Origin of the sequence: Acetobacter zythi, from assembly GCF_963921165.1 — a bacterium.
GTDB lineage: Bacteria > Pseudomonadota > Alphaproteobacteria > Acetobacterales > Acetobacteraceae > Acetobacter.
Genome location: NZ_CAWUEO010000001.1, coordinates 332867 through 354591 on the forward strand (window position 1 = coordinate 332867; position 21725 = coordinate 354591).

At 60.4% G+C, this 21725-nt stretch carries 20 protein-coding genes; 11 read left to right on the plus strand and 9 right to left on the minus strand.

What is annotated here, in order from left to right:
• Positions 1–29: 29 nt before the first annotated feature.
• Together AABE20_RS01680 and AABE20_RS01685 are read right to left on the minus strand one after the other, a co-directional pair.
• Positions 30–2024, minus strand: a complete 1995-nt coding sequence (locus AABE20_RS01680) for a response regulator (RefSeq protein WP_338331537.1) — start codon at positions 2022–2024, stop codon at positions 30–32.
• Positions 2008–3804 (minus strand): ATP-binding protein, encoded by a 1797-nt coding sequence (locus AABE20_RS01685; protein ID WP_338331538.1) that lies wholly within the window; start codon positions 3802–3804, stop codon positions 2008–2010. Before AABE20_RS01685 ends, AABE20_RS01680 begins: the two co-directional genes overlap by 17 nt.
• A gap of 256 nt (positions 3805–4060) precedes the next feature.
• Between AABE20_RS01685 and AABE20_RS01690 the strand changes: the two genes are divergently transcribed.
• A complete protein-coding gene (locus tag AABE20_RS01690; RefSeq protein WP_338331539.1) occupies positions 4061–4474 on the plus strand; it encodes a hypothetical protein in 414 nt (137 codons plus the stop codon).
• A 49-nt stretch (positions 4475–4523) separates the two neighbouring features.
• Here AABE20_RS01690 and AABE20_RS01695 read toward each other — a convergent pair whose 3' ends face one another.
• Positions 4524–5540, minus strand: coding sequence for a zinc-ribbon domain-containing protein (locus AABE20_RS01695; RefSeq protein ID WP_338331540.1), 1017 nt, complete (start codon positions 5538–5540; stop codon positions 4524–4526).
• Positions 5541–5808: 268 nt separating this feature from the next.
• Here AABE20_RS01695 and AABE20_RS01700 point away from each other — a divergent pair, with 268 nt between their 5' ends.
• Genes AABE20_RS01700 through AABE20_RS01710 form a run of 3 tightly spaced genes read left to right on the plus strand, consistent with a single transcriptional unit; the run spans position 5809 to position 8035 of the window.
• Positions 5809–6489 carry a cell division ATP-binding protein FtsE gene (locus tag AABE20_RS01700; protein ID WP_338331541.1) on the plus strand — a complete coding sequence of 227 codons (681 nt, stop codon included), beginning with the start codon at positions 5809–5811 and terminating at the stop codon, positions 6487–6489.
• Positions 6486–7433, plus strand: coding sequence for a cell division protein FtsX (locus AABE20_RS01705; protein WP_338331542.1), 948 nt, complete (start codon positions 6486–6488; stop codon positions 7431–7433). The genes AABE20_RS01700 and AABE20_RS01705 overlap by 4 nt, the downstream gene beginning before the upstream one ends.
• Before the next feature lie 11 nt (positions 7434–7444).
• Positions 7445–8035 carry a YdcF family protein gene (locus tag AABE20_RS01710; RefSeq protein ID WP_338331543.1) on the plus strand — a complete coding sequence of 197 codons (591 nt, stop codon included), beginning with the start codon at positions 7445–7447 and terminating at the stop codon, positions 8033–8035.
• A 12-nt stretch (positions 8036–8047) separates the two neighbouring features.
• Here the strand turns inward: AABE20_RS01710 and fghA are convergent, their stop codons facing one another.
• Positions 8048–8914 (minus strand): S-formylglutathione hydrolase, encoded by an 867-nt coding sequence (fghA, locus tag AABE20_RS01715; RefSeq protein WP_338331544.1) that lies wholly within the window; start codon positions 8912–8914, stop codon positions 8048–8050.
• 158 nt (positions 8915–9072) lie between these two features.
• On the opposite strand from fghA, the gene AABE20_RS01720 reads away from it, so the two are divergent.
• The 3 genes from AABE20_RS01720 (at position 9073) to AABE20_RS01730 (ending at position 12343) form a co-directional block, all read left to right on the plus strand.
• Positions 9073–9948 (plus strand): bestrophin family protein, encoded by an 876-nt coding sequence (locus tag AABE20_RS01720; RefSeq protein WP_338331545.1) that lies wholly within the window; start codon positions 9073–9075, stop codon positions 9946–9948.
• A 66-nt stretch (positions 9949–10014) separates the two neighbouring features.
• Positions 10015–10605 (plus strand): CarD family transcriptional regulator, encoded by a 591-nt coding sequence (locus AABE20_RS01725; protein ID WP_025827163.1) that lies wholly within the window; start codon positions 10015–10017, stop codon positions 10603–10605.
• A 139-nt stretch (positions 10606–10744) separates the two neighbouring features.
• Entirely contained in the window at positions 10745–12343 is a 1599-nt protein-coding gene (locus tag AABE20_RS01730) for a tetratricopeptide repeat protein (protein WP_338331546.1), read from the plus strand.
• A gap of 78 nt (positions 12344–12421) precedes the next feature.
• On the opposite strand, the gene AABE20_RS01735 is transcribed toward AABE20_RS01730, so the two are convergent.
• A complete protein-coding gene (locus AABE20_RS01735; RefSeq protein WP_338331853.1) occupies positions 12422–13864 on the minus strand; it encodes a penicillin-binding protein activator in 1443 nt (480 codons plus the stop codon).
• Here AABE20_RS01735 and rsmI point away from each other — a divergent pair.
• The gene (gene rsmI / locus AABE20_RS01740; protein WP_338331547.1) at positions 13852–14817 is read left to right on the plus strand and encodes a 16S rRNA (cytidine(1402)-2'-O)-methyltransferase; all 966 of its coding nucleotides are present in this window, start codon (positions 13852–13854) and stop codon (positions 14815–14817) included. The genes AABE20_RS01735 and rsmI overlap by 13 nt on opposite strands.
• Before the next feature lie 67 nt (positions 14818–14884).
• Here rsmI and AABE20_RS01745 read toward each other — a convergent pair whose 3' ends face one another.
• Entirely contained in the window at positions 14885–16060 is a 1176-nt protein-coding gene (locus AABE20_RS01745) for a BaiN/RdsA family NAD(P)/FAD-dependent oxidoreductase (protein WP_338331854.1), read from the minus strand.
• Between the two features lie 28 nt (positions 16061–16088).
• Positions 16089–16757: a glutathione S-transferase family protein gene (locus AABE20_RS01750; protein WP_338331548.1), complete on the minus strand. Its 669-nt coding sequence runs from the start codon at positions 16755–16757 to the stop codon at positions 16089–16091.
• Between the two features lie 185 nt (positions 16758–16942).
• Between AABE20_RS01750 and minC the strand changes: the two genes are divergently transcribed.
• The 3 genes from minC (at position 16943) to minE (ending at position 18883) form a co-directional block, all read left to right on the plus strand.
• Positions 16943–17638, plus strand: a complete 696-nt coding sequence (minC, locus tag AABE20_RS01755) for a septum site-determining protein MinC (RefSeq protein ID WP_338331549.1) — start codon at positions 16943–16945, stop codon at positions 17636–17638.
• A gap of 148 nt (positions 17639–17786) precedes the next feature.
• Positions 17787–18602: a septum site-determining protein MinD gene (gene minD, locus AABE20_RS01760; protein WP_165990573.1), complete on the plus strand. Its 816-nt coding sequence runs from the start codon at positions 17787–17789 to the stop codon at positions 18600–18602.
• Positions 18599–18883, plus strand: a complete 285-nt coding sequence (gene minE, locus AABE20_RS01765; RefSeq protein WP_165990574.1) for a cell division topological specificity factor MinE — start codon at positions 18599–18601, stop codon at positions 18881–18883. The genes minD and minE overlap by 4 nt, the downstream gene beginning before the upstream one ends.
• Positions 18884–19017: 134 nt before the next feature.
• On the opposite strand, the gene AABE20_RS01770 is transcribed toward minE, so the two are convergent.
• Both AABE20_RS01770 and AABE20_RS01775 read right to left on the minus strand, forming a co-directional pair.
• Positions 19018–19710 (minus strand): GntR family transcriptional regulator, encoded by a 693-nt coding sequence (locus AABE20_RS01770; RefSeq protein WP_338331550.1) that lies wholly within the window; start codon positions 19708–19710, stop codon positions 19018–19020.
• A complete protein-coding gene (locus AABE20_RS01775; RefSeq protein ID WP_338331551.1) occupies positions 19707–21539 on the minus strand; it encodes an ABC transporter ATP-binding protein in 1833 nt (610 codons plus the stop codon). Before AABE20_RS01775 ends, AABE20_RS01770 begins: the two co-directional genes overlap by 4 nt.
• Positions 21540–21725: the final 186 nt, after the last annotated feature.

Genomic DNA, 21725 nt, shown 5'->3' on the forward strand with positions numbered 1-21725 from the left:
CGTTCTGGCGCAGGACACAAGGGGGCGGGCTATGCTGCCAGCATAGCCCTTACATCTCCCAGCAACGCATCACGCGTGTAAGGCTTGTGCAGAACGGCAACCCCTTCGGGCAGAACGCCAAAATCCGCATAGCCGGTTACAAACAGAACCGGCAGGTCGGCCCTTACGTCGTGAATACGCCGCGCGGCTTCGCCCCCATTCATGCCCGGCATCATCACGTCCATGACAACAAGGGCAATGCTTGCGGTGGACTGCACTTTTTCCACGGCTTCCGCGCCACTTGCGGCCTCCATGACCTCATACCCCGCACGGCGCAAAAAGCCGCTGGTGACCGCACGCACGCCCGGTTCGTCATCCACGACCAGAATGGTGCTGCCTGCCCCGTTTTCGGGCAGGACGCGGGCAATGGTCTGCACCGTGTTGGCAGGCACCGCGGGAATGGCCGCCGCCATCTCCTGATCCATGGCGGGGAACCATAGCTCCACGGATGTGCCGCCACCGGGGGCGCTATCCACGCGCACTTCTCCGCCGCAATGGCTGATAAAGCCGTAGATCATGGACAGGCCAAGCCCCACACCCTGCCCGGTTCCTTTGGTGGTAAAGAACGGGTCAAAAATACGGGCGCGTATGTCCTCCGTCATGCCAATGCCGCGGTCGGTAACCTGCACAACAACCCACGCCCCCGCATGTTCACGCCCAACATGGCGCCCCAGCAGGCGCGCAACCCGCCGAACGGAAACGCAGGTCGCCCCCCCTTCGGACTGGGCATCCAGCGCGTTAATGCACAGGCTGAACACCGCCAGTTCAAGCTGCACCGCATCGGTCCAAACTGGCGGCAGGGTCTCATCAGGAATGCTGAAGCGCACGCTGCTAAACCGGCCCATACCCTCCAGCCGGGACGTATCCAGCGCCCCACGGATTTCCTCTGGCACTTTCCCCTGTTTCATGAAGTTCTGGAGGTTTTCCAGCACATCATGCATATCCACCCGCTGGCAGACCAGATGCCTTGGGCGGCTGAAGTCCAGCAACTTGCGCGTGAGCACAGCACCACGCCGGGCGGCCTCCATGGCGTTTTCATACAACCGGACGACCGAGGCTTCCTTTGGTGGCTCCAGATCCTGCACAAGCTCCAACGACCCCTGAATGGCCGTAAGCAGGTTGTTAAAGTCATGCGCGATGCCACCGGCCAATGTGCCAATGGCCTGCATTTTTTGCGCCTGCCGCAACCGCTGTTCCAGACTTAAAAGCTCGCTTACGTCGCGGTCGATCAGAATGGAGTAATCGGACAGCATGGCCGACTGCACGGGGGTATTGCGCAGGCTGTCCAGCCGTACGCGCGTCAGGTCGTGCCAACGGGCCGGCCCGTCCTGCGCGGGAAGCTGGAGCACCTGCTGGTCACGCCCGGTCTGGGCAAGCTGGCCTTCAGATTCTTTCAGGCTTTCCAGCCTTGGACCATCCACAAGGTCCTCTTCACGCTGGCCAATGCACTGCGCCACCGTGTGGCCCATCTGGCTTGCCATCTGCTGGTTAAGGCGCACAAAGCAGCCCGCCTGATCCTTGACCGCCAGCCCAAAAGGCAGGTTGTCCAGCAGGCCACGCAGGAGCAGACGTTCGCACTCCAGCTCTTTTTCCAAAAAGTACCGCGCTGCCGCCTGCCCAACCATGGACAGCAGGGTTTCATCATCCCACGGCTTATATGCAAAAAAGGAAATCTGGCCCCGGTTCAGGGCGGCCTCCACGGCCGAAATATCGGCATACCCCGTGAGCAGAATAGCCCCCGCGGCCGACAGCTCGCGCGCATGAGCCAAAAAGACATCGCCCGTCATGCCCGGCATACGCTGGTCGGAAACAATAACCGCAACGCCGGGGTTAAGGCGCAGGCGTTCCAACCCTTCCTCCCCAGAAGAGGCGGTCAGGACCGTATAGGCGCTCTCCAGCAGATCGGACAGTGCGACCAGAATTTCAGGCTCGTCATCCACAACGAGCACCAAAGGGCGCTGTGTTGGTTCATATAACGTGCTCACCGCGCCTCTCCTCTCCTGTTTTGTAGGGCACACGGATGGTAAAACAGGCACCACCCAAAGCCCCTGAATTTGTTATAACAATACTCCCGCCGTGTGCCTGCACAACCCCATACGCCGTTGCCAGACCAAGCCCGGTCCCTGAGCCTACAGGTTTTGTTGTAAAAAACGGTTCAAAAACGCGTTCCTGCAATTCCTGCGGCACTCCCGGCCCTGTATCCGATATCTGCAACACGTAGTTTTCCGTCTCTCCGGCCTCTGCCGCTTCCAAAAAAGAGGCAATCAGAATCTGGTCCTTGCGTCTGCCGGGCACGGGACCACCCTGTTTGCGGGCTGTCTCGCGCTTTTCCAGAATGGCATCGGCGGCGTTGCTGACAATGTTCATGACCACCTGATTGACCAGAGCCGCCTGACAGACCAGCTCTGGCGGGGCCTCCAAGCGGCATTCCACCGCTATTTCCTGCCCAAGTTTGGGGGCCAGAAGTGTCAGCACCATGGCAATGGCGTCCGGCACGTCCAGACGGCGGAATTCGCCTTCCTCCAGACGGGAAAAACGCCGCAGGCTGGCAACCAGTTCACGCAGTCTGGACAGACCAACAAGGGAGGAGGCCAGCCGCTCGGACCCTTTGGTCAATGCGGCTTCCGCCACCACGGTATCGCCCTGCCTTACGGCCTGCAAAGCCTGCGCCATACTGCGTTTGACCGTGTTCTCATGCGCCAGAACAAACGCCAGAGGGTTATTGAACTCATGCGCAATACCTGCGGCCAGTTCCCCCAGCGAGGCCATTTTGGCGGACTGCACCAGTTTGACCTGCGCATCGATCAACTTACGGTTAGCGGCTGCCAGATCCGCGTTCACACGGCGTAGCGCATCCGCCAGCGCCATACGCGCACGGGCACTTTCTATATGGGCTTCCTCGCGCCGGGCTTCGTCCTGCAAGGTTTTGCGGCGCACAAGGCTGCTTATGCGCGCCACCAGCAATGCGGGTTCTATGTCCGAATCCGTCAGATCATCCACACCGGCATTGAACGCCATGCGTATTTTTTCTGCCGTCAACTGACCGTGTTCCACAACCCCCAGCACACGTGTGCACTGGCGGCTCCTGCGCCGGAAGGCGGAAACGGTCTGCGCCAGCGCCAGCCCGTTAAAGGCAGGGCAACTCAGGTCCACCACAATGCAGTCTGGCTGAATGCGCCCGGCGCTGACATTGGACAATTCAAGCCGGTCGGGGTCTTCCACCAGCGTTGCGTCCTCGCCGTTCTGGCGCAGCATTTTGACAATGCGAGGGGTTTTTCCAACATCCCCTCCATCGGGCCATGCCCATAAAATCCCACCCGGCGCGGTAACTACGGATACGCGCGGCTGACGGAATACGGCTCCTTCACGCTCGGCTGTTTCATCCCCAAATTCGCGCAGGAGCGCGCATATCCGAAAAATGAGAAAAACAGGGTCATCCGTTGCGCAAAAGCAGGCATCCGCCCCGCGTTCAAGAATCTCGCGCTCCTGCTCCGCGTTGTGTTCGTCCACCAGAACAACCACGGGTATGCCCCGTGTGGCCGATGTTAAGCGCAGGCGCTGGCACAACTGGGCGGCGGACATATCCGGCAGGTGGTCCTGCACAACCAGAAGGCTTGGGAGTTCGCTGTCAAACCCGGCAAAAACCGTGCGACCGTCTGCGGCTATGCGCACCCCCAGACCGCGCTTGTCCAGCTCTGCCACAAGCTGTTGTTCGCAGGTTGCATTAACCCCCGCGAACAGGATGGTGCAGGAAAGAAAATCCATAATTCCGCCTATAGCTGGACGCCTAGGCCCATCCTTCTTGCGCTTAAAACTGATTTTAACCCATACCAAACAAAAACATCCGTCGTCTGCTCGCGAATGCGTTACCACCATGGCTGCCCGCATCTGCCCCCCTGCAAGCATGGTGGCAAGACACGCACAAGAACGGTATAAAGACCGATCTTTACTTGGGGTCACCTGCCACTGCGGCAGTCTGGCCGACACTTCCGCCTCGGATTACCTGAAGGAACACAGGTTTATGGACACGCGCACACCCCTACCCGCTTCCCAGCAACCCATTGCCATGTCCTCCCGCCAGAATGCCTCTGCTTCCGCCGGGCTACGGCTGCTGCGTACGGCCATAGGGGCCGCGTGTTATTTTGTGTTCTATTTTGTGCAGCAGATGGCGGAACTGTTCGCCCCCCTTCTGCTCATTGCTGGTGCCGCATGGGCTGCACTGCCTGCACTGGTCAAAACCCTGACCCGCACTACAGCATCGGCCGACCCACAGGCGCATGACGCCATTGCCAGCGTTGCCAACGCCATTCCCGAACAGATTACCCTTGCCGGGCATGAACTGACCGCCAGCGGACTAATCTGCGATGGTCTGGGCCTTATGGCTTTGGCTGCAGCGGGCGCAACACTGGCCATGCTGGTCGGTCGCAAGCTTTAACCAACCATTCCCCCCTGCCCGTAGGGGCCTTGGGGGGCGTAAAATAATGTTATCCCGGCTGGTGCAGCCGGGCCGCTGCTGGCCATGCCTGCACAAGTGCTGCCCACCAGTGCCACGCACCCAGCACAACCAGTGCCGCCAGCACAAAGCTTACAATCCATGCCCTGCGCCAGAACTGTTCGCTTTGCAGCAGGGCGTGCACATCCGTGCCAGCCAGCCGTCTGGTGCCGCTTGCAATAGCCTCGCGCACATTCTGCACAACCGAGCCTGACCCCAGCTTATAAGCCGGGCGGGCAATATGGGCGGCCAGTGGCGTGCTTGCAATTTTGCCTGCCTTACCCTGCTCCGGTTCCTGTGGGGGCGTGGCCGGTACAGCCCCGGATGGTTCATTACTGGTGGGCTGCGCGGCATCCACCGCAACCGTGGCGACCGGAGCCATAACGGGGGAGGCTGGGGTTGGCACAGGTGCCGCAGGCGCATTGGCTACCGGCGTTACAGGCTCTTCTGGCTCTGGCTCTGGCTCTGGCTCTGGCTCTGGCTCTGGCTCTGGCTCTGGCTCTGGCGCGCTTACAGGCGGCGGCACTGGCGGGGCAAGGGGTTTATCTGCCTCTGCGGGGGGAGCTACGACCGGTTGTGCTGCGGGTTGCTCTGCCGCATTACCTTCACCAACCGCCAGCGATGTGGTGGGGGGCAATGCCTCGGCCTGCTGGTCAGCCGGTGTTTGTGGCGCATCGGCAAGCACATCCGCAGGTTCGGGTGCGTCCTGCGCGACTTTCGTTTTGGTCTGTTCTGGAGCGTGCTCAACCGGGGCTGGTGTTTGCCCCACCTGTGGGGGCTGCGCGTTCAGCTTGGCCCCACCAACCTCCGGTTTGGAGGCGGCTACAGCCGGAGCGCCATCCTGCGGAGGGGGGCTGGCCTGTGTGCCAGCATGTCCATCGTCCTGTGCGTCTGGGGGAGTAAGCCGCCATTTTACACCGCAGACAGAGCATTTAAGCGTGTGCCTTTTAGCCAGAAGAGCTTCGGGAACCTGATATGCCGCACCGCAGGAAGGACAGACAATCTTCATGAACACTCTCTTAGCAGGGCCTCTCCCCGTTGCCCCGGTCTGGCTGGAACGGCAGGCTAGGCATCAGGACGGAAGACGAACGTAATCCCCCTTCCTATCACAGGAAAGGGCAAACCGTGCCAGCCCCCGATCCTAAAGACACGGAACACCTTTTTCAATTCAGCTGTTAATGGCGCTTCGCAATCGACAGTCCACGGGACTATCCGCTACACTCCACCATATGTGGGACATGCCTTATTCTTATGCTCTTTCGCCCGGAAACAGGTAAATGATTCGTCTGGACAATGTTTCCTGGCGCCGAGGCAAAAAGGACAGCGGGCCTGTGCTGGCCAACCTGTCCTTTACTGTGCCCCAAGGTGGCTTCCGCTGGCTGCTTGGGCCTTCTGGTGCGGGCAAGAGCAGCCTGCTCAGCCTGCTGCACATTGAAAACCTGCCTACGGACGGGCAGATGACCATTTTGGGCAAAACGGTCGCACAGGAAGAAAAACGCGCAGCCCTTGTGCGCCTGCGCCAAAGAATCGGGATGGTACATCAGGACTACCAGCTTATGCCCGACCTTTCGGTTGCCGATAACGTGGCCCTGCCCCTACGCCTGCAAAACCGCCCCGAGGACGAAATTCAGGACGAGGTTCACGCCATTCTCAAATGGGTGGGGCTGGGCGAACGTCTGGATGTGCCCGCAACGCGGCTTTCTGGCGGGGAGCAGCAGCGCACCGCCATTGCCCGCGCCATTATCCACCGGCCGGGCCTTATTCTGGCGGATGAACCAACAAACGCTCTGGAAGAAAGTCAGGCCTGCCGCCTGCTCGATATGTTTGCCGAACTCAGCGCCATGGGGACCACGGTTGTGGTGGCGACCCACAACGAATCCCTTGTTCGCAGGCTTGAACGCCCCTTTCTGTTTCTCGAACGCGGGCGTCTGGTTGAAGATGGGGGCGAGCGCGCATGAGCCGCCCTTTTTCTGGCCGTAAGGACGGCCTTTCCCTTTCCGAAGCCCTGCCAGACCGCAGCCTGTTTACACTTGTGGCCATGATGGGCTTTCTTGCGGCACTCACTCTGGCCGGAGCCAGTGGTGCGCGCGCGCTTTCTGCCCGCTGGTCCGGTGGTGCGGCCCAGTTGCTGACCATTCAGGTGCCAGATGCGGACAGCCCATTGGCTACGCAAACCGGCCCCAGCCCCACCACAACCCGCGTGCAGGCCGTGCTGGCCGACCTTGCCAGCCTGCCCGAAGGGGCACAGATACACCAGTTAACCCCACCAGAACTGGCCCGCCTGCTTGAACCATGGCTGGGAGAGACTGATAATTCCGCCCTCCCGCTCCCCGCTATTATCCGCGTCAAACTCCCGCCCGATACGGCAGTGCCAGCCACGTTGGAGCAAACCCTGAACGCCCACGTTCAGGGCACCATAGTCGAGCATAACGCCCGCTGGGGTGAACGCCTGCGCGCACTGGCCAATAGCCTGCTGGCCTGCGCGGGGCTGGCGTTGCTTAGTGTGGGCGGCATTGCCACCATGATTACGGGCCTTGCCACCCGCACCGGCCTTGCCACCCGCAAGGACATTATTAAAACCCTGCATGGGCTTGGCGCCTCGGACAGCTATATTGCCGGTCGTTTTGCATGGCGCACGGCAACCCTTGGCTTTGGCGGCGGATTGACCGGCACTCTGGTCGCCTGCCCGCCCCTTTTGCTGCTCCTGCAAATGGCAGCCCCTTTTGCCAGCACACCCCCCACCACGCCTGAGCAGCTTTTGCCAACAGACTGGCAGGCTCTGGCCAACACCATACCGCCAGACATGCTGTGCGCCCTTGCACTGCTCCCCTTTGCTGCGGCATTCATCTGCTGGTTTACAACTCAGGTCATGGTGCGCCTGTGGCTGCTGCGCCTGCCATAATGCGGAACACCATGCCCCTGCCGCGCCTGAGCCAGCGGTTCGTGCCTTTGCTGCAAAAAACCTGCCTGCTGGCGGGCGGGCTTTGGCTGGCAGGCTTTGGCTGGTTTATATACGATGCACGCCAGCCCCCCGCCCCCGCATTGCATGCCGCAGGCATTGTTGCCCTAACCGGGGGCACCGGACGGGTGGAAACATCGCTCCGTCTGCTGGCCAGCAACCCGGACGCGCGCCTGCTTATTTCGGGCGTGGACCTGCAAACATCGGTGCATGCATTATTGCCCGCAGCCACCCCGCCAGATGTGGCGGCCCGCATTACACTGGGGTATCAGGCCCGCTCCACCATTGGGAATGCGACCGAAACCGCCGTCTGGGTTGCAGACCACCACATTAACAGCCTGATTATTGTAACCGCAGGCTACCATATGCGCCGCGCCATGCTGGAACTGGGGCGCACATTGCCCGGCGTAACCCTTAGCCCCTACCCGGTTATGCCCCCTGCCATGGAGCACCCATGGCGGCTTTCCACCATCCGACTAATGGGCATGGAATATATGAAGTGGCTTGGCGCGCTGGCAGGCATGAAGCGCAACCCCTCGCTCTAACCCCTTACCAGATCAGGCAGGCACACCAAGCAAGGCGGCATGGTGGCGCAGATGTTCGGCCACAAAGCTCTGCACAAACCAGTAGGAATGATCATACCCTTCATGCTCACGGCAGATCAGCGCCTGCCCGGCTTTTTCTGCTGCGGCCACCAGATGCCACGGCTGTAACTCGCGTTGCAGAAACTGGTCCGCAAGGCCGGTATCCACCAGAATGGAGGACGGGTGTTTATATCCATCTTCCAGCAGGCACACCGCGTCATGCGCGCGCCATGCGGCATGGTCAGCCCCCAGATAGGTGGAAAGCGCTTTTTTGCCCCAAGGGACAATGGAAGGATGCACAACAGGGGCAAAAGCGGAAATGGATTTCCAGAACAAGGGGGCCTGCAAACCATGCACCAGCGCGCCATGCCCCCCCATGGAATGCCCCATAATTCCGCGTCTTGCGCCATCCAGCGGCAAAGCGGCCTCCACCAGCAAAGGCAGTTCCTGCGCTATGTAACTTCCCATACGGTAATGCTGCGCCCATGGCTGCTGCGTTGCATCCAGGTAGAACCCGGCCCCTGTTCCCAGGTCCCAGTCCACGGCCTCGCCCTCTATGCCCGCACCACGTGGGGAGGTATCGGGTGTGACAAGGGCAATGCCCAGCCGGGCGGCTTCGGCCAGTGCTGCGGCCTTGATCAGGAAAGTTTCCTGCGTGCAGGTCAGTCCGGCCAGTGCGTACACAACCGGCACCGTGTTGCCCTGTAAGGCCAATGGAGGCAAAAACACGCCAAACCGTGCGGGCAGCCCCAGCACGCTGGACGGATGTTGGTAAAACAGAACACGCCCACCATGCGCGTTATGCTCTTCAAGCAGTGTCAGTCCTGTTGCTTCAGTCATTCCCGCGTCCCTTTTCATCTGGTCAGCCATGCCTGCTCATGCTTACCATTGCCCAGCATGTACAAACCATAATCCTGCAGGCAACCCTGCGATGTATTGTGTGTTAAAATGACACCGGGCATTCCGCCCCCCCTGCCTACAGAACCGGAGATTTTTGAATGATCGTTGACCAGAAGGTCGGCCTACGCATTATCACGCGGGAAATTTTGATGGTTATCCTGCTTATGGCTGCGTGGGATCTGGTTGTTGTCATTCTCTTTCAGATTTTCCATCAGGAATGGATGGAGCAGCCCAGCCTGCCTGTCTCCCTTATCGGCTCCGCTCTGGCGCTGTTCATGGGGTTCCGTTCCAACAGCGCCTATGCCCGCTGGTGGGAGGGGCGCACCTTATGGGGAGCCATTACCAATAACTGCCGCTCCTTTGGCAGGCAGGCAGGCACCCTGCTGGGTGACCGCCATGACCTGATGTATGCCATAGCCGCATACCCCCATGCCCTGCGCATGGCGCTTGGCCCGGTGGATGCGAGCGAAGATGTGGAGCGCCTGCTGCCGCCAGAAATGCTCAAGGCCATTGCCCCCTATCGCAACAAGCCTAACGCCATTCTCTACCAGATTGGTCTTGGTGTGACCGAGGAGGTCACACGCAAGGGCATTGATGGCGCAGTCCATGGGCAGATTGACCGCATTCTGTCCGATATCGCCAATGCGCAAGGCGGGCTTGAGCGTATTCGCAATACTCCCCTGCCCATGCAGTTTTCCGCCCTGCCACGCGCTTTGGTGAACATTTTCTGCATTGTTCTGCCACTTTCCATGGTGCAGACGCTGGAATGGATTACGCCTTTGGGGTCCTCGCTTGTGGGGTGCCTGTTCCTGATTTTGGACAAGAGTGCGGACGACCTGCAAAATCCTTTTTCGGGCACACCACATGCGCTGCCCATGGCCACCATGGCCCGCAATATTGAAATTGACGTGGTCCAGCCCACAGGCGACCAGACGGCCCCACCCCTGCAAACGCACAATGGCGTCCAGCAATAAGGGCATTGCCGCCCCTATTCTTTATATTGCAGACAATCAGCGCATTTTATGCTACAGGTCCCGACCATGAACACGTTTAGAACACCTCCAAAAGGCGGCGTGACAGATGCAATGGCACGCACCGCTGCCGCCACGACTGCAGCCCAGGCCAAAACCAAGGTGAAAGACGAAGATCCTTTTCAGGAAGGGGATGCTATTGTCTATGCCGCTCACGGCGTTGGGCGTGTAGACCGGATCGGGATTGACGAAATTGCCGGAACCAAGCTGGAAGTCATCCAGATTTCCTTCCCCGGCAACCAGATGACCTTGCGCATCCCGCTATCCAAGGCCCGCAAGTCCGGCCTGCGCAAAATTGTCTCGCGCGAGATTGTGGACAAGGCCATGTCCATCATCAAGGGCAAACCCCATGTTAGCAAAGGCATGTGGGCACGCCGCGCTGTTGCGTATCAGGAAAAAATCAACTCCGGTGATCTGGTGCAGATTGCCGAAGTCCTGCGTGACCTGCGCCGCAACGTAGACAGTCTGGACGGCAGCTTTAGCGAACGTAAACTGTTTGAAGCCGCACAGGAGCGTTTTGTGGCTGAAGTTGCCGTGCTGGAAAAGAAAGAACCCAACGCGGTTCTGGAAGAACTGACCGCGGTCATGAAAGCCGCCTGAGTTTTTTGCCTCAGACGCGTTTTTTTCTGGTCCAGTTTACCCCCAACCCGGCAAGGCACCCCGCCCTGCCGGGTTTTTTATACCCTGCCGTGCGGGGAGCATTTTTGCAGCCCACCCGTAAACCTTGCGGATTATAACCATGCAGCCCCCTTCCGCCACGACCAAAGCCAGCCTGACAACCCTGCGCCACGCCATGCAGGCCATTCAGGCAGGCCAGTTCAGCCAGCCACGCGCCCTGCTGGCCCCCCTGGTGGCGCAGCAGAACGAGCAGGCGTTCATCCTGCACGCCTTCTGCCTGTGTGGTGAAGGCAATATACCCGAAGCGGCCCGTATTCTGGCCACCATAGGTTTACGCAACCCGAACAGCCAGCACCCCTTGCAGGACCTGAGCGAACTCATGGTCACACTGGACCAGCGCGCAGCGGCCATTGCCGTGTGCCGTGCAGCAAGCCAACTGGCCCCAACGGACAACCGGATCAACACCGCTCTGGGTGACCTGCTGGTCCAGAGCGCGCAGTTTGATGCCGCCATAAGCACTCTGGCAGAGGCAACCGCCCGGCAACCGCAGGACATGCTTGCCCATAACCTGCTCTCCATGGCCCATACCGAACGCGGATCGCTCGACACCGCCTTGCAATGCCTGACAGACTGCCTGCCCCACGCCCCCGATGATGTGGCCACACTGGCCAATATTGGCTCCGTACTGGCGGCACAGGGGCAAATGGAGCAGTCCTTTGTGTATTTCAGGCAGGCTCTGGCCCTACGCCCGCAGGATGCGCGGATCAGGGTCAATTACTCCGTGGCCCTGCTCAAGGCCGGGTATTACGCACAGGGCTGGACCGAGCATGAATGGCGCTTCCGCCTGCCCGGCCATACCAGCCTGCCCATGGAGCGGCTACTGCCCACCCTTGGCCCCAAAACCAACCTGACCGGCCAGCGGGTGCTGATTACACATGAGGAAGGTCTGGGCGACACACTCATGTTCGCACGCTACGTTCGGCCTCTTGCCGAGCGCGGCGCCATCATCCACTTGTGGGTGCCAGAAGCACTGGCGGATTTATGCCGCACCCTGCCCGGAGTACACAGCGTACAGGTCGGTGGCGCCACCCCAGTGTATGACTGGCATTGCCCCTTTATCAGCCTGCCACGGGTTTTTGCCGCCACACCACAGCCATGGGGGGCTGCGGTGCCATATATGCGGGCCAACAGCCACAAAGTTGCAGCCATGGCCCCCTTGTTACCGCGGAACGGCAAACTGAATGTGGGGCTGGTCTGGGGGGGCGCGCCACGGCCGACCTCTCATTTTGCCCATATGATCGACCGTAGGCGCTCCATGACCCTGCACACATTAGCCCCTTTGGGCGCAGTACGGGGGGTGAACCTGATCAGCCTGCAAAAAGGCCCCTACGCCGAGCAGGTGATGGACCCACCAGAAGGCATGGCGCTGTACGACCCAACAGATAACCTGCACACGCTGGATGATACGGCAGCACTGATTATGGGTCTGGATGTGGTGGTTACGGTCGATACATCGGTCGCGCATCTGGCGGGCGCTCTGGGCAAGCCCGTGCTGTTGATGGACCGTTACGATAATTGCTGGCGCTGGCTGCATGGACGGGAGGACACGCCGTGGTACCCAACCCTGCGCATTATCCGCCAGACCACACCACGGCACTGGCAGGATGTTGTGGCACGGGTTGCACAAGCGCTCACGGACATGGCCGCTGGGCAAGCCTGAGACATGACAACAAAAAAAGGGCGGCCCGCACGTATGCAGGGCCGCCCTTTTTTTGTTGTGCGTTCTGGTCCGTTACTTTTAGCCCGACACACCCACACGCGTTTGCACCGGGGTGGAGATCATACGGGCATCGGAGCCATTGCCAATGACCTCGAACACGCCCAGCGCGCGGCGTACGCGCCCATCTGGCAGCAGGGTAAAGGTACCATCCACCCCGGCAAAGCCACCCACACGGGTCAGGGACGCAGCCGGGTAGCCGGGCACACCACTGCGGGCAACCGTTAGGGCAGCCATTGCCGCATCGTAGGACATATCGGCCAGCGGTTTGGGCATATGGTGGTTACGCGCCATAAAGCGGGTCACAAAAGCCTGACGGGAGGTGGGGTCGGGCGCTGCGTACCACGCCCCCTTGATTGCCCCCAGCTTGGAGGCAAAAGATGCCCATAGCCCCGGCCCCATAATGCGCACATCGGGCATGTTGACCTGCGTTACGGCCAGTGCATCCAGCACGTTTTTCAGCCCCAGCCCAATATCGGCCAGCACCAGCGCATCAAACGGCGGGCTACCCAGCGTAATCTGGGGGCCTATGGGGGCCGTGGGGGCGGTTGTGCCATCTGGCTGCTGTGCTGGTGGTAGCTGGCTGGGGTCCTGCCCAAGGGCTGCGGCAAGGCTTGCGGGCAACTGTGCCTGCTTGGGCAGCTCGGTCAGTGCGGGTACTTCGCTGGGGTTGCCACTGGTTGTGGTCGCACCCGGTACGGGGGTTGCGGGCATGGCCTGCTTTACGGCGGCCACCCGTGCATCGTAAGCGGAGAGTTGGCGCAATGTCTGGTTAATGCTGTCCGCCGTGCCATTGTGGTAGGCGATGGTGGGGGCCGCAAGCCCCTGATCCCGGCAGGCGCTGACCAGACCATTCCCCATTGCGTGGCCCAGAGCATTGTCTGGCAGCAGGGCGGCAAAATGCTGCCGTCCGTCCCGCTTGGCCTGCGCCACAAGCTGCTGCACCTGCTCCTCTGGGGTTATGCCCATAACCCACACGCCCGGCCGCCCCTGCGTAATGTCGCTGGTAAACGCCAGAACGGGAATCCCCGCAGCCTGTGCCGGTGGGGCGGCTACGGCGGTATCACCACTGGTCAGCGGGCCAAGCAGAATACCATCCCCCGCCTGCAATGCAGCCGATGTGGCGGAGGCCGCACCCCCTATTGCTGCTGTGTCATGCACATCCATCTGCATGTCCGGGGGCAGTCCCTCCCCGCTGAGCGCCAGTTGCGCACCTGCAAGCAGTTCGTGCCCAAGGGCTGCGTTAGCGCCACTCAAAGGCAGCAGCACGCCAACCTTGTGGCTGGTGGCCTGCATGGCGGGCGCCGTAGCCGACCCCGCCCCCAACGGCGTGGACTGGTCGGCGCATCCGGCAAGGATCAGCCCCGTTACACCAAGGGCGGCCACTCCGGTCTTGCACAATGCCCGGTTTGCCGCCAGACCTTGACGGGAAAGCCCTGACAGGAGCGAGTATGCACGCGTCATCATCCAGATCATCCTCTACCAACACCCCGTCCGAGGCACCGTCTTCCAATGGGATCGAACCTTTGCATACCGAAGCAGATGCGCCAAGTCATGCGCGTTTTTCAGGTGGTCTGGTGCTGGTTGCAACCCCCATTGGCAATCTGGGAGATTTTAGCCCCAGAGGGGCCGAAGCACTGGCACAGGCTGATCTGGTTTTGTGCGAAGACACCCGCATGACCGCCCGCCTTTTGTCCGACCGTAACATTTCTGTCCGCACAGAAGCCCTGCATGAACACAATGAACGCCAGCGCGTACCCAACCTGATCCGCCGCCTGAGCGAAGGGGCGCATATTGCCCTTGTGTCCGATGCTGGCATGCCCCTGCTCTCCGACCCCGGATTCAGGCTGACCCGTGCCGCCATTGACGCGGATATTCCCGTAACCGTTATCCCCGGCCCCAATGCCGCCCTTACGGCCCTTGTTCTGTCTGGCCTGCCGCCGCACCCGTATATGTTTGTTGGGTTCGCACCCCCACGCTCCGCCGCGCGTTCTGCCGCATTTGCCAAACTGCATGCCGCCGAACGCGCAGGGCTGAGTGCCACCCTGATCTGGCACGAAGCCCCCCACCGTCTGGCGGAAATGCTGGCGGACATGGCTGGTGTGTTTGGCCCCGACCGCCCCGCAGCCGTTGCGCGGGAACTGACCAAACGCTTTGAGGAGGTCAAACGCGGCACAGTGGGGGAACTGGCCACATTTTACGCCCAGACCCCACCACGGGGCGAAATTACAGTCCTGCTCGGCCCCGCCCCGGAGATTGAAACTTCCGCCGATGATCTGGACACCACACTGCGCACCCTGCTGGACACGCACTCGGTCAAGGATGCGGCAGCACTGGCCGCTGCGGCTGCGGGGCTGCCCAAACGCACGGTCTATGCACGTGCGCTGGAACTGGCGGCTGAACTCAAGAACCAGTAAGCCGGGCGGCCACCAAAGGCCGGACAGGCTTGTGAATACGGCTGAGCGGCAAGGGACAGAACAGCCCTTACCCGCCCGCAACCTCACCTGCGGCATGGCCACTGGCCCATGCCCAGTGGAAGTTATAGCCACCCAGCCAGCCGGTTACGTCCACCGCCTCGCCCACCACGTACAGCCCCGGCACGGACTGCGCCTCCATGGTGCGCGAGGACAGGGCCTTGGTGTCCACCCCGCCACGCGTGACCTCGGCCTTGGCAAAGCCCTCCGTCCCCTGCGGCTTTAACGCCATACGGTGGACCCGATCGGCCATAAGCCGGATGTCACGGTCCGCCCATTCGGCCAGTGTACGCTCGGGCGCTCCCAGTTCCACCAGCGCATGCGCCAGACGCTGCGGTAACCAGCGGGCCAGTGCTCCGGCACCTTTTGCCTTGGAGCCTTCCTTTTTCAGCTTCATCAACAACCCGGCAATATCCTGACCGGGCAGAAAATCCACAGATAGCGCCTGCCCGGCTGACCAGTAGGACGAAATCTGCAACAGGGCCGGGCCAGACAGACCCCGGTGCGTAAACAGCAGGGCTTCCTCAAACGCGGTTTTGCCACAAGTGACCCGCACAGGCAGGGAAAGCCCAGCCAGCGCGCGCACCCATTCATCACTCTCGCCACCAAAAGTCAGCGGGACAAGGGCGGGTTCAGGCTGGATAACGCTCAGGCCAAACTGCCGCGCCATCTCGTACGTAAAGCGGCTGGCCCCCAGTTTGGGAATGGACAGCCCGCCCGTTGCCAGCACCACGGCGCGGGCGGTCATATCCCCCCGAGAGGTCTGGACCCGGAAGACATCGGATTTACTCACGTCATACACGCGCACATCGGTCAGAATACGCACATGGGCCGCCGCACATTCGTTCAGCAGCATGTGCACGATGTCGTGGGCGGAGTTGTCGCAAAAGAGCTGGCCCAGTTTTTTTTCGTGCCACGCAATGCGGTGCTTTGCCAGCAGGTCCAGAAAATGGCTGGGCTGGTAGCGGCTGATGGCGGATTTGACAAAATGCGGGTTGGCGGACAAAAACCGGTCCGCCCGCATGGTCTGGTTGGTAAAATTGCACCGCCCGCCACCCGAGATCAGGATTTTGCGCCCGACTTCTGGCCCATGCTCCAGCACCGCCACACTGCGACCATGCTGGCCTGCCGTCAGGGCTGCCATTAACCCCGCCGCTCCGCCACCGATAACAAGAACATCAAACATCGGGGCTGCGTTATTGTGTGTCAAAATATCAGAAATCCAGATTGGTATAGTAATCGGGCGGCGTAATGCCGGAAACCCGGTCGTTCAGCAGCGGACGAAAGCACGGGCGGGACTTCATTTTGGCGTACCAGTCACGCACGGCGGGCACCTTGGCCCAGTCTATGTCGCCAATAAAGTCGAGGCAGGACAGGTGGGCCGCGGCCGTAAAATCGGCAAGGGACAAGAAGTGCCCACCCAGCCAACTCCTGTTTTCGGCCAGATCGTTCACGTATTTCATGAGCGGACGCATGGAGGCATAGGCCTCGCGCAGTGCGCCACCATCGGGGTTGCCCCGCCCACTCAGGCGCTTCATGACCCGTTCATCAATAAACCGGCCAGAGACCTCGCGGGCAAACACGGTTTCAAACCATGCAACAACGCGGCGCACCTCCACCCGCTCGGCCAGCGTGCGGCCCAGCAGGGGAATATCGGCATAGGCTTCTTCCAGATATTCGCAGATCACGTACACATCGGGCACGATCAATCCGTTATCTTCCACCAGCACAGGCACATCACCTGCGGGGTTCAAGGCCAGAAATTCGGGGCGTTTTTCCCATGCACGTTCAACAAGCGCTTCAAACGGCAGGCGTTTTTCGCCCAGCACAAGGCGCACCGTGCGGCTGGCGGGCGAAAGGGGGAAATGGAACAGGGTACGCATACCCTAGTGCTTTATGCCATTGCATGCAGCCACGCCAGAGGGAAAACCCGGCAAGGCCCATCAATTTCCACATATCCCCTTTACGCAGCAAAAACTGACGCGCAACACAAACTTCTCTGTTGCAATACGACCCTGTTATTCTACACGCTAAATGGCGTTCCTGTTTTTGAGAGAGCATCTGTTCGTTGTCCGGCACACATTCCACTCCCCCCCGCATCCGCATGTCTGGGCGGTCTTTTCTGGCCCTGACCCTCACGCCGGAAACGCCACTGGTTGACTGGCTGGCCGCACTGGACCACCAGATCCAGCGTGCGGTGGGTTTTTTTGCTGGCAAGCCGGTCATTCTTGACCTCAGCCTTATGCAGGCCAACACGCCCGACCTGCCCCACCTGCTCCCTGCCCTGCAGGAACGGGGCATACGTGTGCTGGGCATAGAAGGGGGGGACAGGTCATGGCCCGCCGTGGCTGAATGGGCATGGCCCGAAACCCCGATGGGCGGCCGTGCCTCTGGCCCTGTGAGCATACCCGAAGGGGACAAGAACCCAACACTCCCCCCCACCCTTGTGGTGGAAGAAAGTGTGCGCTCGGGCCAACACATTATCTGGCCCGATGGCGATGTGGTTGTTCTGGGGGCCGTGTCCTCCGGGGCGGAAGTAACGGCGGGTGGGTCCGTCCATATTTACGGGGCTTTGCGTGGCCGCGCCATTGCCGGAATTGGCGGCAATGCGGAAGCACGAATTTTTACACGCAACCTTGCCGCCGAGCTTGTGGCCATTGATGGATTCTACGCAACAGCAGAAGAAATGGATGCAAAATGCACGTCCAAACCCGCGCAGGTTCTGCTGGCGAGGGAAACTCTGGTATTCAAACCCCTACCCTGATGCGGGTTTGAATAAAACATGCCATAAAAACCGTGTTAATGTCAGATTATAAGTTTCATTTTCGCGCACAGATTGTAATGTCTCACCCAGAATGCGCCGTGGCATAAAGCATGCGGCTTTACCGTCTTACAAAGGAAGAGGAAGACTGATGGCAAAGGTTCTGGTCGTCACGTCAGGCAAGGGGGGTGTCGGCAAGACCACCACCACCGCAGCTCTTGGGGCAGCACTCGCCAAGGCGGGCCAGAGCGTGGTTCTGGTTGATTTTGACGTTGGTCTACGTAACCTCGATCTGGTTATGGGGGCAGAACGCCGCGTTGTATTCGACCTGATCAATGTCATTCAGGGCGATGCAAACCTTGCCCAGGCCCTGATCAAGGACAAGCGGGTCGACACGCTCTCCCTCCTTCCCGCCTCCCAGACACGGGACAAGGACGCGCTGACACCCGAAGGCGTGGCCAAGGTCATTGCCGATCTGAGCAAAAAGTTTGACTGGGTCATCTGTGACAGCCCCGCAGGCATTGAGCGTGGCGCGCAAATGGCCATGCACCATGCCGATATGGCCGTGATCGTGACCAACCCGGAAGTCTCCTCCGTGCGAGACAGCGACCGCATTATTGGCATGCTGGACAGCACAACGGAAAAAGCCAAAGCTGGTGAAAAAATGGAGAAGTTCCTCCTGATCACCCGCTACGACCCGCAGCGCGCCGCACGGGGCGACATGCTGGGCACGGATGATGTGCTGGAAATTCTGTCCATTCCGCTGCTGGGCATTATTCCCGAAAGCCCGGACGTGCTCAAAGCATCCAACGTAGGTGCGCCCGTAACCATTGCAGAACCGGAAAGCGCGCCAGCCCGCGCTTATACCGAAGCCGCACGCCGCCTGATGGGAGAGAAGGTGGAAGTCACCATTCCCACAGAACGCAAAGGCCTGTTTGACTGGCTGTTTAGACGGAGAGTCGCATGACATTTCTCTCCAGCATCTTCAAGCGCCGTTCATCGGCACCGGTTGCTCGCGATCGGTTACAGATCCTGCTGGCACACGAACGCATTGCTGTTGGTGATGGCAAGGACGACCTGCTGGCCAAGCTGCACCGCGAGATTATGGAAGTGATCAAGCGGCATGTGGCGGTTGATCAGGACAAGGTCCAGATCAAAATGGACCGTGGTGCGCAATGTTCGGTGCTGGAAATTGATGTTGAGGTCCCCGGTCTGACCGACAGGCCCGAAAACGCCAAAAAAAGCTGACCGCACACCAGGCCGCCTTGTATGCACTGCGGTCTGGTTGCACTTAACGTTCGCCCATGAAAAAGCGCCCTGCTCTGCCCATGCCAACATGGACCAGAGAGGGCGCTTTTTTATGGGGTATGCCCCCGCCAGTTCTAGCCGGGTAGCAAAGGCTCCAACCATTCCTTGGCCTGCATAAAGTCCCGCTTTAACGCTCTGACAGCCGCATCCGCATCCCCCGCCCGGAAGGCTTCGAGCAGTTGCAGGTGCGGGTGGTCAGGGTTAGCGGGGCTTATGGTGGGCAGGCCATTGGCTGCGGCATAAATTGGCCCCATGCGGGTCCATAACCCCCGGATTAACCCCACAGTTACTGACAGTCTGGAAAAGCTGGCCCCGGTGCTGTGAAAATACACATTGGTAATGGCCGTTGCATGCGGCTCACCCGCCTCATACGCAGCAACAAAAGCTTTGTGTTTGTTTTCGAGAATAACAATCTGTTCGGGGGTAATATGGGCTGCCAGATCACGGGTTACGCGTTCTTCCAGCACCTCGCGCACACCATGAATATCCAGAAAAACAGGGCGCGAGGTCAGGGGCACGCAAGCCGTATTCCGCTCATCCAGCACCAGAGCCTGTTCGGAAACAAGGCGCAGGAGCGCTTCGCGCACAGGGGTCGGGCTTAATCCAAGGGATACAGCCAATGGCCGCAGGACCAGACGCTCGCCTCCCTGATAACGGCAATAGATCAACTGGTCACGGATCTGCTGGTAGGCATACGCTGCCAGAGCGCCCCGTCCTTCGGGCCTGCTCTCACCCTGCGCTGGTATGGTGGTGGTGTTAAATGTCATTGCGCATGTGCCATTTGCCTGTTCAGAAACTGGCTGTAGAGACCATTCTGCTGCTCAAGTAGCGCAGGAGAGCCATCCTCAGCAATTCTGCCATCCTGCATAACAACGATTCTGTCAAAATTTCGTAACGTGGACAAGCGGTGTGCTACGGCAATAACCGTGCGCCCGACCATAAGCCGGTCAAGCGCGCGCTGCACATGCTCCTCGCTTTCCGTATCCAGCGCGCTGGTTGCTTCATCAAGCACCAGAATGGGGGCATTGCGCAAAAATGCCCGTGCAATGGCAATACGCTGGCGCTGACCGCCTGAGAGCTTAACACCCCGGTCGCCCACTATTGTTTCAAACCCTTCGGACAGGGCATCAATAAATGTGGCGCATCCGGCAGCGGCAGCGGCGGCCCGCACGGCCTCGTCACTCGCATCGGGGCGACCATAGCGGATATTCTCCATCACGCTGCGGTGCAGGAGCGAGACATCCTGCGGCACAACGGACAGGCATGCCCGCAAGGCGTCATCCGTCAGGTCGCGAATATCCTGCCCATCTATGAGAATGGAGCCGGACTGCACAAACCGCATGCGCTGCAACAGGGCCAGCACCGTGCTTTTGCCCGAGCCAGAACGCCCCACCAGCCCCACACGGCTGCCTGCTGCAATATGCAGATTAAAGTGCGCCAGAACTGGCTCCCCTCCGGGGTAGGCAAAGGTCACATCCCCAAAGCGTATATCCCCCCGCACCGGGCTGGGCAGGTCGGCTGCCACCTGCGGGTCGGGCATGTCATGCGGGACCAGCAAGGAGGATAGTACTTCGGACAGGCGCGCATTGTGCTGAATGGTTTCCACCAGCGCCAGAGCAAGGTCGCGCGTGCCGTGCAGAATGGCAAAGCCCAAGGTGATCACCATAACCACCTGCCCCACACTGGCCTGCTGCCACTGCCACAGCAGCACGGCCCAGACCAGCAGCCCCGTGGTCAGCACGGCGGTCATGCCTGCGTGGATCATGCGGAGCTGTTCCATGTAACGCAGGGATTTGAGCCGCTCGCCCATTTCCCGTTCTGTCAGGGCGTTAAAGCGCTGGCGCTCGCGGTTGCGCATGCCAAAGGCCCGCACAAGGGCAATGTTGCCCATAACGTCCAGTGTCTCGCCCTCCAGCCCGGCGGCCGCCACCGCGTAATGCCCATGCAGCCGACGGCCCTTGAGCGCCAGACGGAACATGATCAGGCACAACCCACCGGCCAGCAGAACGGTCGTCCCCCCCATGGTCCAACTGACCGAGAGCATGAGCACTACGGAAAGCAGCACGTTCAGGCTGGGAGGAATAACGTTCCATGCCAGCATGTTCTCAATAGTGAAGCTGACATTCCCTGCCGTTGCTATGCGCGCGGCAAGGGATGCGGGCATACGGTCGGCAAAATAGGCCGGGGAATGCCCGGTCAGGAACCGGAACAGGTCCTGCCTTATATCCCCCGTGACCGCCACAAACGTGCGTGCGGCAAACCAGCCTGCAATGCGCCAGCATATGTTGTCCGCCACGATCAGCCCGATCAACACCCCCACGGCGGCCCATACAGCCGACACCACGGCCCCGCCGGAATGGCTGGTCATGAGGTCCACCAAATGGCGTATGCCGTAGGAGGACAGGACAATGCAGCTTATGGCCCCACCCACGGCCCCAAACACCAGCGCATGGCCCAGCGGGCGGGCACGCATGTAGCGCAGTAAAAAGCGGACCGGCCTGCCTGCATACGCTGGCAGCGCCTCATCGGGCACGGTCACAGGATCGGATACGGGCTTTGCCCCGGCGGTATTGTTCTTTTTATTGTCCACCAACACGCTTTGTTTCTTCCCTGGCAGAATACGCCTGACCCTGCTGCCAGATCAGAACGGCACCCCCTGTTCCGTAACGGGGAGCTACCCCACACTACGTGTCTTTCTGGCTTCTCCCAAACAGGTTTTCGTGCAGACCAACGCACCACATGCATCACGCCCATTGCGGAGCCGAGCCGACCGGAGTGGCCC